This is a genomic window from Micromonospora solifontis (assembly GCF_003725545.1).
GTDB lineage: Bacteria > Actinomycetota > Actinomycetes > Mycobacteriales > Micromonosporaceae > Micromonospora > Micromonospora solifontis.
Genome location: NZ_RJLN01000029.1, coordinates 1 through 14383, shown reverse-complemented (window position 1 = coordinate 14383; position 14383 = coordinate 1). Strand labels below are relative to the sequence as shown.

Below are 14383 nucleotides of genomic sequence, written 5' to 3'. Positions count from 1 at the left end.
CGCCACCGTAGGGAGATCGTCGTGACCGTGCTCAGCCAGACCGCCCTGCTCCTCGAACTCGAACCCGTCGTCGAGAAGAACCTCGACCGGCACCTGTCACTGGCCAAGGAGTGGTTCCCGCACGAGTACGTGCCGTGGAGCGAGGGGCGCACCTTCGACGGTCCGCTCGGCGGCGAGGCCTGGTCGGAGGCGGACAGCACGCTGCCCGAGGTGGCCCGGACCGCGCTGATCGTCAACCTGCTCACCGAGGACAACCTGCCCTCGTACCACCACGAGATCGCCACGCTCTTCGGCCGGGACGGGGCGTGGGGGACCTGGGTGCACCGGTGGACCGCCGAGGAGGGCCGGCACGGCACCGCCATCCGCGACTACCTCACGGCGACCCGGGCGGTCGACCCGGTGGCCCTCGAACGGGCCCGGATGACGCACATGTCGGCCGGCTACGTGAACACCCACGACGACGAGGTCCTGCACTCGCTGGCGTACGTCTCGTTCCAGGAGCTGGCCACCCGGATCTCGCACCGCAACACCGGCCGGGCCACCGGCGATCCCACCTGCGAGGCGCTGCTGGCCCGGGTGGCCGCCGACGAGAACCTGCACATGGTCTTCTACCGCAACCTGCTCGGCGCGGCCTTCGAGCTGGCCCCGAACCAGGCGATGCGGGCGGTGGCCGACGTGCTGGCCGACTTCCAGATGCCCGGTGTCGGCATCGAGGGCTTCGCGCGCAAGTCGGTGGCGATCGCCCTGGCCGGCATCTACGACCTGCGCCAGCACCGCGACGAGGTGGTCGTGCCGGTGCTGCGCCAGTGGAACCTCTTCGAGGCGACCGGGCTGGACGCCGACGGTGAGGCCGCCCGCGACCAGATCGCCGCCCACCTGGACACCCTGGAGAGCCAGGCCGCCCGCTTCGAGGAGAAGCGCGCCGCCCGCGCCGCCCGCCTCGCCGCCGCCCGCTGACCCCGCCTCACCGCGTCCGGCTCGCCGCGCCGTAGGCGCAGTTTCCGGGAAAGAGGGCTCATGTCGAGCGCCATGGCCACTCTTTCCGCGAAAGAGTGGCCATGGCTGCGGCGCGAGGGAGGGCGGGGGCGCTACCAGCCGAAGCCGTTGGCGTAGGAGATGCTGGCGAGCACCGCCTGTCCGCTGGTGTTCGGGTGGAAGTAGTCCCAGGTGGAGACCTGATTCAGCGCGAACGGGTAGTTGAACACGGCGTTGTCGTCGAAGTCGCAGTTCGCCCCGTACACGGCGCAGGCCTGGGCGAGCTGGGTGTTGAAGTCGATCACCCGCTGCCGGACCCGGGCCCGGCGGTCCACGTCGGTCTGGCTGGTGGACGTCGGGTTCGCCAGCATGGACTGGCAGATCCCGAAGAGCGACCAGGCCGTACGCGCGCTGCTGCTGCCCTGGCCCACGTACCACAGGCGGTAGATGTCGGGGATGCTGATCACGGCCACCCGGGCGTTGGGCAGGCCGGCCTTGATCCGGTTGAGCGCGCTGTCGATGTTCGCCCGGAAGGTGGCCACCGAGGTCATGGTGGATTCCGAGCTGGTGCAGGCGTCGTTGGCGCCGATCAGCATGGTGACGTACTCGACGCCCTGGCTGACCGCGCTGCCCGCCTGGCCGTACATGTCGGCGGACTTGGCCCCGGTCTTGGCGTCGTTGTAGTTGCGGCCCTGGATGTTCGGGTTGACTACGCGGATCCGCAGGTAGTGGCTGTTCACACTGGAGTAGTCGCCGGTGCTGAACGAGCGCGAGGTGCAGTCGGAGTACCAGCCGCAGGCGTTGAAGCCGCGGGTGATCGAGTCACCCAGGCTGGCCATCGAGTTGGGTGGCGGGGTGGCGGCGGCGACGGCGGGACTGGCGGCGAGCAGGACGAGGGCGGTGGCGCTGGCGAGGGCGGCCAGCGCGCGGCGGGTGAGGGTCATGGTGGCCTCCGGATCACGGGTGCCGGCGTGACTGCGGTGACCAGATGGTATAGGCGCTGTTCTATGTCCACAATGTTGCGTGGCGGTTACCGGAGGCGGCGGGGCGAATTCGGGCAAAGGACCTCTTGCCTACGATCTTAAATATGTGAATACTTGGGTCGCTCGGCCGGTTTCCCCAGGTCGGCCGGGTTGTCCTCGGGCCCGTACCTGTGACGGAGCCCGTCACCCCCATCCGGAGGTTGTTACATGCGACCCACGAGGTCCTCGCTGCGCCGCGCCGCCGCCATCGCCGTGGCCGGCACCCTGGTCACCGGCTCGCTGCTCGGCGCACCCGCCCAGGCGGCCCCTGCCTCGCCCGCGTCCCCCGACGCCGCCGCCGCTCTCGCCACCCGACTCGGCGACCGGGCCGCCGGCACGTACGCCGACGCCAGCGGCAAGATGATCGTCGCGGTGACCGACGCCGCGGCCGCCCGCCAGGTGCGCGCCGCCGGCGCGACCGCGAAGATCGTCACCCGCGGCGCCGACCAGCTCCGCGCCGCCACCGCCGAGCTGGAGCGTTCCGCCAAGATCCCGGGCACCGCCTGGTGGACCGACCCGGCCACCAACCAGGTCGTCGTCTCCGTGGACAGCACGGTCACCGGCGCCAAGCTGGAGCGGGTCAAGGCCGCCGCCGCCCGCACCGGCGGCACCGTCCGCATCGAGGCCGAGCCCGGCGTGCTCACCACCCGCATCTCCGGCGGCCAGGCCATCTACACGGGCGGCTACCGCTGCTCGCTCGGCTTCAACGTGCGCAGCGGTTCCACCTACTACTTCCTCACCGCGGGCCACTGCACCAACCTGGGCTCGACCTGGTACTCGAACTCCAGCCAGACGTCCGTGCTGGGCACCCGGGCCGGCACCAGCTTCCCCGGCAACGACTACGGCATCGTGCGGTACAGCATCGCCTCGCAGCCGGGCAACGTTTACCTCTACAACGGCAGCTACCAGGACATCACCGCCGCGGGTAACGCGTACGTCGGCCAGGCAGTGAAGCGTTCCGGCAGCACTACCGGCCTGCGCAGCGGCTCCGTCCAGGCGCTCAACGCCACGGTGAACTACGCCGAGGGCAGCGTGTCCGGTCTGATCCGGACCAACGTTTGCGCCGAGGGCGGCGACAGCGGCGGCTCGCTCTTCGCCGGCAGCACCGCGCTGGGCCTCACCTCCGGCGGCAGCGGCAACTGCTCCTCCGGCGGCACCACCTACTTCCAGCCGGTCACCGAGCCGCTGAGCGTCTACGGCGTCAGCGTCTACTGATCGATCCCGCCAGCGGGCCGCCGGGCGACCGGCGGCCCGCTCCGCGCTTCCCGGCGCACGGCCCGTACCGGGGACTGGGCCACCACCGGCGGGGTACGTTCCCGCCGATGAGCACCCCCGCGACCACGGTCCACCCGCCCGCCTCCGCCTGGGCGCCGCTGCGGATCGCCGCGTTCCGCAGCCTTTGTCGAGGTCTACCGGATGCCGTCCTGGGACGAGCACCTACGCCAGCACGGCGGCCGGCTCACCCGGGCGGACCGGGCGGCCGAGGAGCGGGCCCTGGACCTGGCCGAGGACGACGTACGGGTCAACCACCTGCTGCCGGCCGACCAGGACTGACCGGCCGGGTCGGTGGCGGCGGGCCCGCGGACCAGCGCCGGTGGGCCCGGCGGGCGGAGAGGACCGCGAGCAGCGGCCACAGCGCGACCGCCACGGCGGTCACCCGCTCCGCCAGGCCGGTCCGGGACCCGTCGGTCACCTCCGCCACGAACCAGCCGAAGAGCACCAGCAGCAGCGCCGTCGCGGTCAGCGCCACCGGCCGCCGGAACGCCCACGGCGGCGCCGCGTGGACCGCCGCCCGGGGCAGCCCGAGGGCCGTACCGGCCGGCCAGAAGACCAGTGCGAGCACGGCGACCGTCGCCACGGTGCCGTGTGCCGGCGAGCCGCCGACCGGCGGGCGGGGAACGGCGATCAGCGCGACGGTGGCCGCGCCGCCCACGCCGAGCAGGAACCGGGCGGGCAGCCCCGCGGCGTGCAGCACGGCGGCGGTGGCCAGGTAGCAGCAGCCGAGCAGGACCAGGCAGCCGCTCATGATCCACCGGTCGGTGGCACCCGGGCTGGCGAGTTCGCTGAGCGTGTCCCGGACCGGGTCGTACCCGGGCGGTTGCCGGGCGCCCGCCACCGTCCAGCCGGTCACCAGCAGGACCGGCGCCGCTGCGGCCGTGGCCACCGCCCAGACCGGTACGGCTCGCATCCGGCCACGGTAACCGCCGGCGGCCGGTCGCGGGTCAGGCCCGGGTGATCCGGGCGTCGGTGCGCACCACGATGGACCCGGGGAACTGGCAGCGCACCGACAGGATCAGCTCGTCGGCGCCGGCCACGTCGGCGGAGAGGGTGACCGGCGCGCCCTCGTGGGCGTCCGCGTACGAGCCCGGTCGGCCGGGTGACCGGGTTGCCGGGTGGCGCGGGGCGCGCTCCGCCAAGCTGACAGAATGCGGGGGCAGCCCGTACAGCGATGAGGAGACGCAAGCCGTGATCCGTACCCACAATGCCGGAAGCCTGCGCGCGGCGGACGCCGGCTCGACGGTGACCCTCGCCGGGTGGGTGGCCCGCCGGCGCGACCACGGCGGCGTCATCTTCGTCGACCTGCGCGACGCCTCCGGCGTGGTGCAGGTCGTCTTCCGGGAGGAGGACGCGCACGCGCTGCGCAACGAGTTCTGCGTGAAGGTCACCGGCGAGGTGACCCGCCGCCCGGAGGGCAACGAGAACCCCGACCTGCCCACCGGCGAGGTCGAGGTGACCGCCACCGCGCTGGAGGTGCTCTCCGAGGCCGCGCCGCTGCCGCTGCCGGTCGACGACCAGGTGGAGGCCGGCGACGACATCCGGCTCAAGTACCGCTACCTGGACCTGCGCCGCAGCGGCCCGGCGAAGGCGCTGCGGCTGCGCTCGCGGGCCAGCCAGCTCGCCCGCACGGTGCTGCACGAGCGGGACTTCCTAGAGATCGAGACCCCGACGCTGACCCGCTCCACCCCGGAGGGCGCCCGCGACTTCCTGGTCCCGGTCCGGCTCCAGCCGGGCAGCTGGTACGCGCTGCCGCAGTCGCCGCAGCTGTTCAAGCAGCTGCTCATGGTCGGCGGCATGGAGCGGTACTACCAGATCGCCCGCTGCTACCGGGACGAGGACTTCCGCGCCGACCGGCAGCCGGAGTTCACCCAGCTCGACATCGAGATGTCCTTCGTCACCGAGGACGACGTGATCGAGCTCGGCGAGGCGATCGTCGGGGCGCTCTGGTCCGACCTGGCCGGCTACGAGATCCCCCGGCCGATCCCGCGGATCACCTGGCACGACGCGATGTCCCGGTACGGCTCGGACAAGCCGGACCTGCGCTACGGCGTCGAGCTGACCGAGCTGACCGACTACCTGCGCGGCACCGAGTTCCGGGTGTTCGCCGGCGCGATCGACGCCGGTGGGTACGTGGGCGCGGTGGTGATGCCGGGCGGCGCCGCCCAGACCCGCAAGGAGCTGGACGGCTGGCAGGACTGGGCCAAGGCGCGCGGCGCCCGCGGCCTGGCGTACGTGGTGCTCGACGCGGAGACCGGCGAGCCGCGCGGCCCGGTGGCGAAGAACCTCTCCGAGGCGCACCTGGCCGGGCTGGCCGACGCGGTCGGCGCGAAGCCCGGCGACGCGATCTTCTTCGCCGCCGGCACCGACGCCCGGGAGGCGCAGGAGCTGCTCGGCGCGGCCCGGGTCGAGATCGCCAAGCGGGCCAACCTGGTCGACGAGAGCGCCTGGGCGTTCTGCTGGGTGGTCGACGCGCCGATGTTCGAACGGACGTCGGACGAGAACGGTGGAGTGGGTGGCTGGACCGCCGTGCACCACCCGTTCACCTCGCCGAACGCCGAGTGGGTGGACCGGTTCGAGGAGGCCCCGGACCGCGCCCTGGCGTACGCGTACGACATCGTCTGCAACGGCAACGAGATCGGCGGCGGCTCGATCCGTATCCACCGCGGCGACGTGCAGCAGCGGGTCTTCGACCTGCTCGGCATCACCGCCGAGGAGGCGCAGGACAAGTTCGGCTTCCTGCTGGAGGCGTTCAAGTACGGCGCCCCGCCGCACGGCGGCATCGCGTTCGGCTGGGACCGGGTCTGCATGCTGCTGGCCGGCGCCGACTCGATCCGCGAGGTCATCGCCTTCCCGAAGACCCGGGGCGGCTTCGACCCGCTGACCGGTGCGCCGACGCCGATCACCGGGCAGCAGCGCGCCGAGGCCGGCATCGACGCCAAGCCCAAGGCGCCGACCGGCCCGCACGCCGGCACCGCCGGCCCGGCCGCCCCGGTGGCCGACCCGACCTGATCCTGATCAGAAGGCCCGCGTCCGGATGACGCGGGCCTTCTCGATGTCTGGGGGACGACGTGACACTGCTCGTGGTGGGGGCCAGCGGCTTCCTCGGCGCCGAGGTCTGCCGGCAGGCGGTCGCCGCCGGCGAGTCGGTGGTCGGCACGTACCACTCGGCCGCCGTCGCGGTGCCGGGCGTCGCGGCCCGCCGGCTCGACGTCACCGACCGCGCCGCCGTGCGCGCGCTGCTGACCGAGGTACGCCCCGACGCCGTGGTCAGCACCCCCTACCGGTACGACGACTGGACCGTGACCGCGGACGGGGCGGCCCACGTCGGGTACGCCTCGGCCGAGGTGGGGGCCCGGCTGGTGCACCTGTCCAGCGACGCGCTGCACGGCGGGCGCCCGGAGCCGTACCGGGACGACGACGTGCCGTCCCCGGTGTTCCCGTACGGGGCGGCGAAGGCGGCGGCGGAGACGGCGGTGCGGGCGGCCGACCCGGGGGCGGTGCTGGTGCGGACCTCGCTGATCGTGGGGGAGGGGAGCAAGCAGATCCAGCTCTGCCGGGACGCCCTGGCCGGCCGCATGTCGCTCTTCACCGACGAGGTCCGGTGCCCGGTGGACGTGGCGGACCTGGCCGCCGCCGTGCTGGAGCTGGTCGGCTCCGACCACGCCGGCCCGCTCAACGTGGCCGGCCTGGACGCGGTCAGCCGGGACGAGTTGGGGCTGCTGGTCGCCCGCCGGTTCGGCCTCGACCCGGCGGGCATGAAGACCACCACCACGGTCGCCGCCGGCCTGCACCGGCCCACCGAGGTACGCCTCGATTCCTCCCGCGCCGCCGGCCTGCTCCGTACCCGGCTGCGCGGCGTCCGCGAGCTGCTCGCACCGCCGGCCGGGGGCTGACGGACCGGCGCACCGGGGGCGGGTCGCCGCCATGGCGGATCTTCGCCAGCGCGGAGCGGCTGACCAGCGCTTTCTGCTGTCTACGCTGCCAGGCCATGTCCCCACGCAAACTCACCATGGCGGCTGCCCTCCTGCTGGTGCCGCTCGCCGTGCCGGGTGGCGCGGCGCAGGCCGCCGGCGACGCCGGCTCCGGTCCCACCGTCACCCGGATCGTCGCGCTCGACAGTGCGCCCGCCGCCCAGCAGGCGGCTCCCGCCGAGCGTCCCGCCGCCCGAGCCGCGGTCGACCGCGCGCGGCGACGGACGACCTCCTCATCGCCGCGCTCGACCAGGCCGCCGCCGACGGCGTGGACGTGGTCAACCTCAGCCTCGGCGTGAAGGGCAAGCGGAGCAGCGACGTCCTCGCGCTCGCCGTGAACCGCCTCGTCGAGTCCGGCGTGCCGGTGGCCGTCGCCGTCGGCAACGGGTACGCGGGCCCCTTCAACGCCGGGTCGCCGGCGGTGGCCGACGGCGCGATCGCGGTGGGGAGCACCTACAGCAGCCGCTACCCGTACCTCGCGTTCACCCTCGACGACGGCTCCGCGGCACCCGTCCCGTACGAGGTCTCCGGGCGCGGCCCGGCCACCCCGGCGAGCGGCGGCGCGGAGGCCACCGCGATCGTCGCGAGCTGCGATCCACTGCCGGCGGGCAGCCTCGCCGGGCGGATCGCGGTCTTCACCCCGGCCGCCGGGGGCTACACCTGCCGCCCGATGGACGTGGCCCGGACGGCCGCCGCCGCCGGTGCGGTCGCCGGCATCTACCACAACCCGGCCACCGCGCCCGACGTGATCGCCGGTCAGCCCTGCTGTGGTTCGAGCCCGATCCCGGTGGTGAACATCCGGGAGACCGACGCCCGCCGCATCCTCGCCGCGCCCGCCGGCACCCGGCTCACCTGGGGGGCGTACGCGGGCAGCCCGCTCGGTGCCGACCTGGCCGGACTGATGGACCAGGGTTCCTCCTGGGGTCCGGGCAACGAGCTGGAGTTCAAGCCCGACATCGCCGCCCCGGGCGGCTACATCTTCTCGGCGCTGCCGCGCGGCCTCAACTGGTACGGGGTGAACTCCGGCACCTCGATGGCGGCGCCGCACGTCGCCGGGGTCGTCGCGCTGCTGCTCCAGGCGCACCCGGGCCTCACCCCGGCGGAGGTCCGCGCCGCCCTGCAGAACACCGCCACCCCGCTCGCCCTGACCGGTGACCGCCGGCGTGGCCCGCACCCCGTCGCCCAGCAGGGCGCCGGCCGGGTCGACGCGGTGGCCGCCCTCGCCGCGGTCTCCGGCCGGCGGGCGGCCGCGAGCCCGAGCCGGCTGGCCCTGGGCGACCTCGAGGGGCGCGAGGAGATCCGCCGGATCACGGTGCACAACCCGACCGACCATCCCGCCACGTACGTGGTCGGGCACCGCGCCGCGATCTCGGCCGCGCCGCCCTACACCAGCTACTGGCAGCCGCTGGACGCCGCCGGCGAGGTGACGGTCGAGGGCCGGAGCGAGTTCAGCGTGCCGGCCGGCGGCAGCACCAGCGTCACCGTGCACCTGCGCCAGCCCGCCGAGGTGCCGGTGGGCACCCTGTTCGGCGGCTGGGTGGAGTTCACCCGGGCCGGCGCGGACAGCCCGGAGATCCGGGTGCCCTACCTGGGGCTGGCCGGGGACTACGACGCGGTCTCCGCGATCAACCCCACCTTCACCGCCGTCAACACCAAGCTGGACAATCCGGCGCTGCGCCCGGGCTACTTCAGCTTCGGAAAGAACCTGCCGATCAGCGTCGACCGCACCGACACCGGCACGGCCAACGACGCGGCCTGGGTCATGCTGTCGCACGGGCATCCGCTGCTCGAGCGGCTGCGACTCGAGGTCCTGGACGCCTCCGGCGCGGTGGTGGCCACGCCCTACGACGCCTCCTGGGTGGCCCGGAACTCCGGCGCGGGCACCGGCGTCGAGTTCTACCGGTGGGACGCCACCCTGGCCGACGGCGCACCCGCACCGGCCGGCACGTACCGGTTGCGGCTGGTCTTCGACAAGGCGTCGGGTGACCCGGACCGGGCGCCGGGCACCGAGACGTGGACCTCGCCGGAGGTAACCGTGATCCGCTGACGGCTCGAGCTGTGCACACTTCCTTTGCAGAAGTCTTGTGCAAAGGAAGTGTGCGCAGATATTGTGCACAGCATGGAGAACGAAGGGGCGCGTCCCGCGCCACGGGCCGTTCGGCTCTCTCACCAGCAGGTACGCGTCCTGGCACACCCGCTGCGCACGCGGCTGCTCGGCGCGCTGCGGGTCCGCGGCCCGGCGACCGCCACGAAGCTCGCCGAGCTGCTCGGCACCAACACCGGGGCGACCAGTTACCACCTGCGCCAGCTCGCCGAGGTCGGCCTGGTCGCGGAGGATTCGGAGCTCGGCACCGGCCGGCAGCGGTTCTGGCGGGCGGCGCACGACGTGACCAACTGGGAGCCCACCGACTTCGACGACGACGCGGACGCCCGCGCCGCGATCGAGTGGATCGAGGGCGAGCAGGTGCGGCAGTTCGCCGAGATCGCCGAGCGGTGGTTCGCCGTGCGCCACGAGTGGTCGCCCGCCTGGCGCGACGCCTTCGGCATGGGCGACATCTTCATGACGATCCCGCACACCCGGCTCGAGGCGCTGAAGGCGGAGCTGTGGCAGATCCTCGACCGCTACCGCGAGGAGGCCGACCCGACCGAGCCCGGCGCCGAGCAGGTGCAGATCTACCTCGCCGCCCTGCCGCTCCCGGCGGACCTGCGGCCCGCCACCCCACCCACCGCCGAGGAGAAGCCGTGAGCACCCTGTCCGTACGCCAGGTCCGGTTCCGCTACCTCACCCTCTACGCGCTGCGCTGGCTCCCCGGCGGCCTGCTGATCCCGGTGATGATCCTGCTGATGCAGGAGCGCGGCCTGTCGCTGTCCCAGATCGGCCTGGTGGCCACCGCCCAGGGGCTGGTCGTGCTCGCGCTGGAGCTGCCCACCGGCGGCTTCGCCGACGCGCTCGGCCGCAAGCCGGTCCTCGTCGTCGCCTGGCTGATCTGCCTGGTCTCGCTGGTGCTGTTCGCGGTGGCCGACTCATTCTGGCTCTTCGCGCTGGTCTGGGCGTTGCAGGGCATCTACCGGGCGCTGGACAGCGGCCCCCTCGAATCCTGGTACGTCGACGCCACCCTGGCCGCCGACCCGGACGCCGAGTACGAGCACGGTCTCGGCCACGCCGGCATGGTCATCGGTCTCGCCATCGGCGCCGGTGCGCTGCTCAGCGGGGGCCTGGTCGCGCTCGGCCCGGTCGGGCCGATCAGCGCGCTGACCCTGCCGGTGCTGGTGGCCATCGTGCTCCAGGCGATCTCGGTCGTGGCGCTGCTGGTGATGCTGGTCGAGAACCGGCCCGCCAAGGGTGTGAGCGCGCTGCGCGCCTCGGTGGTCGAGGCGCCCCGGATGATCGGGCAGGCGGTCGGCCTGCTCCGCCGTTCCCGGGTGCTGCTGGCGCTCGTCGCGGTCGAGCTGTTCTGGGGCTTCGGCATGGTCACCTTCGAGTCGCTGCTGCCGGTCCGGCTCGCCGAGGTGGTCGGGGGCGCGGACCGCGCCGCGGCCCTGCTCGGTCCGGCCGGCTCGGCGGCCTGGCTGGCCAACGCGGCCGGCGCCGCGCTGACCCCGTTCCTGCTGCGCCGGCTGGGGGCCGCACCCGCCGCGGCGCTCATGCGGATCCTCCAGGGCGTCACGGTGGTCGGCATGGGGCTGCTCGCCGGCCCGGTCGGGGTGCTCGTCGCGTACCTGGCCTGCTACACCGTGCACGGGGCGTCGAACCCGCTGCACATGGGGCTGCTGCACCGGCAGGTCGACGGGCCGTACCGGACCAGCGTGCTGTCGATGAACTCGATGATGGCCCAGCCGGCCGGGGCGCTCGGCGCGGTCGGGCTGACCGCCCTCGCCGACCGCACCAGCGTCAGCGTCGCCATGCTGGTCGGCGCGGTGGTGCTCGCCCTGGGCGCCCCGCTCTACCTGCCGGCCTGGCGGGCGAGCCGGTCCGCCAAAGAAGACGCGCCCGCGACGGCCGAGGCGGTGCGGTCCGGCGAGGCAAGTCCGGCCGCGGCGACCGGTCCGGACGGAAGCCTGGCCGGCCCCGCGCCGGTGGCCGCCCCCACAGCGGACCCGGCCCGCGCGGCCGGTGCCGCTACCCGGTCCGCCTGACCGACCCGGGTCGAACGCCGCCGGGCGGGCAAGGGTGGCAGGACGCCACGAACTTGATGACGCGAACGAGTCACGCCCGGCGGATGGCCCGGGGACACCCGATCCGTCTGCGTCATCAAGTTTGTAGCGGAACGAATCAGCCCAGGTGGACCGAGCTGCGGGGCTCGGCGCCGGTGTAGCCGAGGCGGCGGTAGAGCCGGATCGCGCCGACGTTGTCGGTGTACACGCCGAGCGCGACGTGGTCGTACCGGCCGAGCAGGGCCCGGGTCATCCCCGCGGTGAGCGCCGCGCCGAGGCCGCGCCCCCGCCGGTCGGCCGCCACGGTGAGGCCGGCGAGGAAACCGATGTCGCCCCGGCTCCGGTCGGTGCCGCAGGCGATCAGGCGGTCGCCGTCCCGGATGCCGTACCAGTCGACGATGCGCGGGTCGCCCGGGCGGGAGGTCGTGGTGGGGAAGGAGTACTCGATGAGCGCGTCGAGCGCCGGGTGGTCGGCCTCGGTGAGGCGGACCACCCGGTCCTCCCCGGCCTGCTCGGGCGGGGCCGTCGTGGTCCAGAGGAAGTCCCACTCGTCGAGCCGGGCGACGGTGAACCGGCCGGCCAGCTGGTCCGCCGAGGTCCGGGGCAGGTGCAGCCAGTGGCCGGCGCGCAGTGTCCCGTCCGCGACGAGGCCGGCGAAGACCTCCAGCGCCGGCCCGGCCGGCCCGAGCGCCCCACCCGCCGGCCCCTGCCCCGGCGGGAGCAGCCAGCCCACCGCGCCGTCGCGCCGCCACCCCCGCGCCTCCTGGTCGCGCCAGAGCGCGTGCCGGGCGTACGGGTGGTGGTCGGCGGCGGCGAGAAGCGTGTCCCGACCCACCAGGACCTGGTCGGCGATGATCATGCCGTCAGCGTACGACCGGTGCCGCCGGACGGCCGGGTCCAGGGTGGAGATTGACGAACAGACCGATTGGGTACATCCCTCGCCGACCTACTGGGACCCCCCACCGGAGGAACGAAGATGCTCGCCATTCTCGCGGCCATCGTGTTCGGCTTCGCGCTCCTGCTCGATTTCCTGAACACCAACCTCGGCGCGCCGGACCTGTTCAACACGCACACCCTCATGCTCATCGGCTTCCTGCTGCTCTCCCTCTACCTGGCCGGGGTCGGCAACGGCCCGGGCGGCGGCGGCCGGGGCCGCTGGTACCGCGGCCGGCGGCCGGGACGCGGCTGACCGGAACAGATCATCCGGGCGCGGCCACGGCGCGATTCCAGCGCCGTCGGCCGCGCCCGGTACTGTTCTCGTGATGGAGTCCGACGCCCTCTTCACCCTCGGCGAACCCGCCGGAGCGCCCAGCGCCCCCGCGGGTTCCGGCGGTGTGGACGCGTTCACCGCCGCGCGCGCCGATTCGCCCCTGCCCGTTCGGATGCGGCCGGCCAGCATCGACGAGCTGGTCGGGCAGGACCACCTGCTCGCCCCCGGCGCGCCGCTGCGCCAGCTGGTCGAGGGCGCCGCGCCGATGTCGGTGATCCTCTGGGGCCCGCCGGGCAGCGGCAAGACCACCATCGCCCACCTGGTCGCCCGGGCCACCGACCGCCGCTTCGTCGCCATGTCCGCGCTGACCGCCGGCGTGAAGGACGTCCGGGCCGTGATCGACACCGCCCGGCGGCAGCGCCGGTCCGGCGGCCCGCAGACCGTGCTCTTCATCGACGAGGTGCACCGGTTCAGCAAGACCCAGCAGGACTCGCTGCTCGCCGCGGTCGAGGACCGGACGGTCACGCTGCTCGCGGCGACCACCGAGAACCCGTACTTCTCGGTCATCTCGCCGCTGCTGTCCCGCTGCGTGCTGCTCACCCTCCAGCCGCTGGACGACGACGCCGTACGCGGCCTGCTGCGCCGCGCGGTCGCCGACGAGCGCGGGCTGGGCGACACGCTCACCCTGGCGGCCGAGGCCGAGGACCACCTGGTCCGCCTCGCCGGCGGCGACGTCCGCAAGGCGCTGACCGCGCTGGAGGCGGCGGCCGCCACCGCCACCGCGCGGGGCACCGGGCGGATCGACCTGGCCACCGCCGAGCAGGCGGTCGACGTCGCCGCCGTCCGGTACGACCGCGACGGTGACGCCCACTACGACGTGACCAGCGCGTTCATCAAGAGCATGCGCGGCTCGGACGTGGACGCCGCGCTGCACTGGCTGGCCCGGATGCTGGTGGCCGGCGAGGACGCCCGGTTCATCGCCCGCCGCATGGTCATCTTCGCCAGCGAGGACGTCGGCATGGCCGATCCCACCGCGCTGACCGTCGCCACCGCGGCCGCGCACGCCGTCGAATACGTGGGCCTGCCCGAGGCGCAGCTCAACCTGGCCCATGCGGTGATCCACCTCGCCACCGCCCCGAAGTCCAACTCGGCCACCACGGCGATCGGCGCGGCCCTCGCCGACGTACGCGCCGGCCTGGGTGGCCCGGTGCCGCGCGGCCTGCGGGACGCCCACTACGCCGGCGCCCGGGGCCTGGGCCACGGTGCCGGTTACCGCTATCCGCACGACGACCACCGTGGGGTGGTCACCCAGCAGTACGCTCCGGACGATCTCGTCGGGACCGACTACTACCGGCCCAGCGGCCACGGTGCGGAGCGGGCGGTGGCGGGCCGGCTGCCGCTGCTGCGCCGGATCGTGCGCGGCCTGCCGGCCCCGGTGGCGGGAGCGGAGGCCGGCGTGCCGGCGGCCGTGAACGGTGGTCGCCCGGCGGGTCCGGAGCGCGTCCACGGGGCGAACGAGAGCGGCGGCGACGCCGCCGGGGAGGGTCAGCAGTGATGGCGCGTGGTCCGGAGCGGCCCGAGGACGGCCCCGAGGAGCGGCGCGACCCTCGTGCCAAGGGCCGGCGGTGGGGCCGGGGCAGGGCCGACGCCGAGCCGGACGAGGCGACCGTCGGCGAGGAGTTCGGCTGGATCGACGACCTGCGGACCGCGAAGCAGCAGCGCGGCGAACTCGGCCCGGACGGCGAGGCCCCCGGCGAGGCCCCCGGCGAGGC

The 14383-nt window shown here is 74.2% G+C and carries 16 protein-coding genes; 12 read left to right on the top strand and 4 right to left on the bottom strand.

Translation table 11 applies throughout. The features are described 5' to 3' along the window. Positions 1 to 21: 21 nt before the first annotated feature. Entirely contained in the window at positions 22 to 957 is a 936-nt protein-coding gene (locus EFE23_RS12700; RefSeq protein WP_123241118.1) for an acyl-ACP desaturase, read from the top strand. Positions 958 to 1088: 131 nt separating this feature from the next. Here EFE23_RS12700 and EFE23_RS12695 read toward each other — a convergent pair whose 3' ends face one another. Then, positions 1089 to 1919, bottom strand: a complete 831-nt coding sequence (locus tag EFE23_RS12695) for an SGNH/GDSL hydrolase family protein (protein ID WP_123241117.1) — start codon at positions 1917 to 1919, stop codon at positions 1089 to 1091. A gap of 246 nt (positions 1920 to 2165) precedes the next feature. Here EFE23_RS12695 and EFE23_RS12690 point away from each other — a divergent pair, with 246 nt between their 5' ends. Together EFE23_RS12690 and EFE23_RS12685 are read left to right on the top strand one after the other, a co-directional pair. Beyond that, positions 2166 to 3212, top strand: coding sequence for a S1 family peptidase (locus tag EFE23_RS12690; protein WP_123241116.1), 1047 nt, complete (start codon positions 2166 to 2168; stop codon positions 3210 to 3212). A gap of 201 nt (positions 3213 to 3413) precedes the next feature. Beyond that, positions 3414 to 3551 (top strand): hypothetical protein, encoded by a 138-nt coding sequence (locus EFE23_RS12685; RefSeq protein WP_123241115.1) that lies wholly within the window; start codon positions 3414 to 3416, stop codon positions 3549 to 3551. Here EFE23_RS12685 and EFE23_RS12680 read toward each other — a convergent pair. Further along, positions 3520 to 4185 carry a DUF998 domain-containing protein gene (locus EFE23_RS12680; RefSeq protein WP_123241114.1) on the bottom strand — a complete coding sequence of 222 codons (666 nt, stop codon included), beginning with the start codon at positions 4183 to 4185 and terminating at the stop codon, positions 3520 to 3522. The genes EFE23_RS12685 and EFE23_RS12680 overlap by 32 nt on opposite strands. A gap of 34 nt (positions 4186 to 4219) precedes the next feature. Beyond that, positions 4220 to 4414 (bottom strand): hypothetical protein, encoded by a 195-nt coding sequence (locus EFE23_RS12675; protein ID WP_123241113.1) that lies wholly within the window; start codon positions 4412 to 4414, stop codon positions 4220 to 4222. Positions 4415 to 4463: 49 nt separating this feature from the next. Here EFE23_RS12675 and aspS point away from each other — a divergent pair, with 49 nt between their 5' ends. The 6 genes from aspS (at position 4464) to EFE23_RS12650 (ending at position 11383) form a co-directional block, all read left to right on the top strand. After that, positions 4464 to 6284, top strand: a complete 1821-nt coding sequence (gene aspS, locus EFE23_RS12670; RefSeq protein WP_123241112.1) for an aspartate--tRNA ligase — start codon at positions 4464 to 4466, stop codon at positions 6282 to 6284. Between the two features lie 59 nt (positions 6285 to 6343). Next, a complete protein-coding gene (locus tag EFE23_RS12665; protein ID WP_123241111.1) occupies positions 6344 to 7168 on the top strand; it encodes an SDR family oxidoreductase in 825 nt (274 codons plus the stop codon). 95 nt (positions 7169 to 7263) lie between these two features. After that, positions 7264 to 7545, top strand: coding sequence for a hypothetical protein (locus EFE23_RS28875; RefSeq protein WP_233600956.1), 282 nt, complete (start codon positions 7264 to 7266; stop codon positions 7543 to 7545). Beyond that, entirely contained in the window at positions 7521 to 9293 is a 1773-nt protein-coding gene (locus EFE23_RS29280) for a S8 family serine peptidase (RefSeq protein ID WP_305034503.1), read from the top strand. Before EFE23_RS28875 ends, EFE23_RS29280 begins: the two co-directional genes overlap by 25 nt. A gap of 72 nt (positions 9294 to 9365) precedes the next feature. Next, a complete protein-coding gene (locus EFE23_RS29535; RefSeq protein WP_123241109.1) occupies positions 9366 to 9992 on the top strand; it encodes an ArsR/SmtB family transcription factor in 627 nt (208 codons plus the stop codon). Then, complete coding sequence (locus EFE23_RS12650; RefSeq protein WP_123241108.1) at positions 9989 to 11383, top strand: MFS transporter; 1395 nt, start codon at positions 9989 to 9991, stop codon at positions 11381 to 11383. Before EFE23_RS29535 ends, EFE23_RS12650 begins: the two co-directional genes overlap by 4 nt. A gap of 136 nt (positions 11384 to 11519) precedes the next feature. Here the strand turns inward: EFE23_RS12650 and EFE23_RS12645 are convergent, their stop codons facing one another. Continuing rightward, on the bottom strand, positions 11520 to 12260 hold the full coding sequence (locus tag EFE23_RS12645) for a GNAT family N-acetyltransferase (RefSeq protein WP_123241107.1): 741 nt from the start codon (positions 12258 to 12260) through the stop codon (positions 11520 to 11522). A 117-nt stretch (positions 12261 to 12377) separates the two neighbouring features. Here EFE23_RS12645 and EFE23_RS12640 point away from each other — a divergent pair, with 117 nt between their 5' ends. The 3 genes from EFE23_RS12640 to EFE23_RS12630 all read left to right on the top strand — a co-directional run. Continuing rightward, on the top strand, positions 12378 to 12590 hold the full coding sequence (locus EFE23_RS12640; protein WP_123241106.1) for a hypothetical protein: 213 nt from the start codon (positions 12378 to 12380) through the stop codon (positions 12588 to 12590). A 73-nt stretch (positions 12591 to 12663) separates the two neighbouring features. Then, positions 12664 to 14166 carry a replication-associated recombination protein A gene (locus EFE23_RS12635; protein WP_123241105.1) on the top strand — a complete coding sequence of 501 codons (1503 nt, stop codon included), beginning with the start codon at positions 12664 to 12666 and terminating at the stop codon, positions 14164 to 14166. Further along, a partial coding sequence (locus EFE23_RS12630; protein ID WP_148058440.1) for a hypothetical protein occupies positions 14166 to 14383 on the top strand: 218 nt, incomplete at its 3' end. The genes EFE23_RS12635 and EFE23_RS12630, both read left to right, overlap by 1 nt.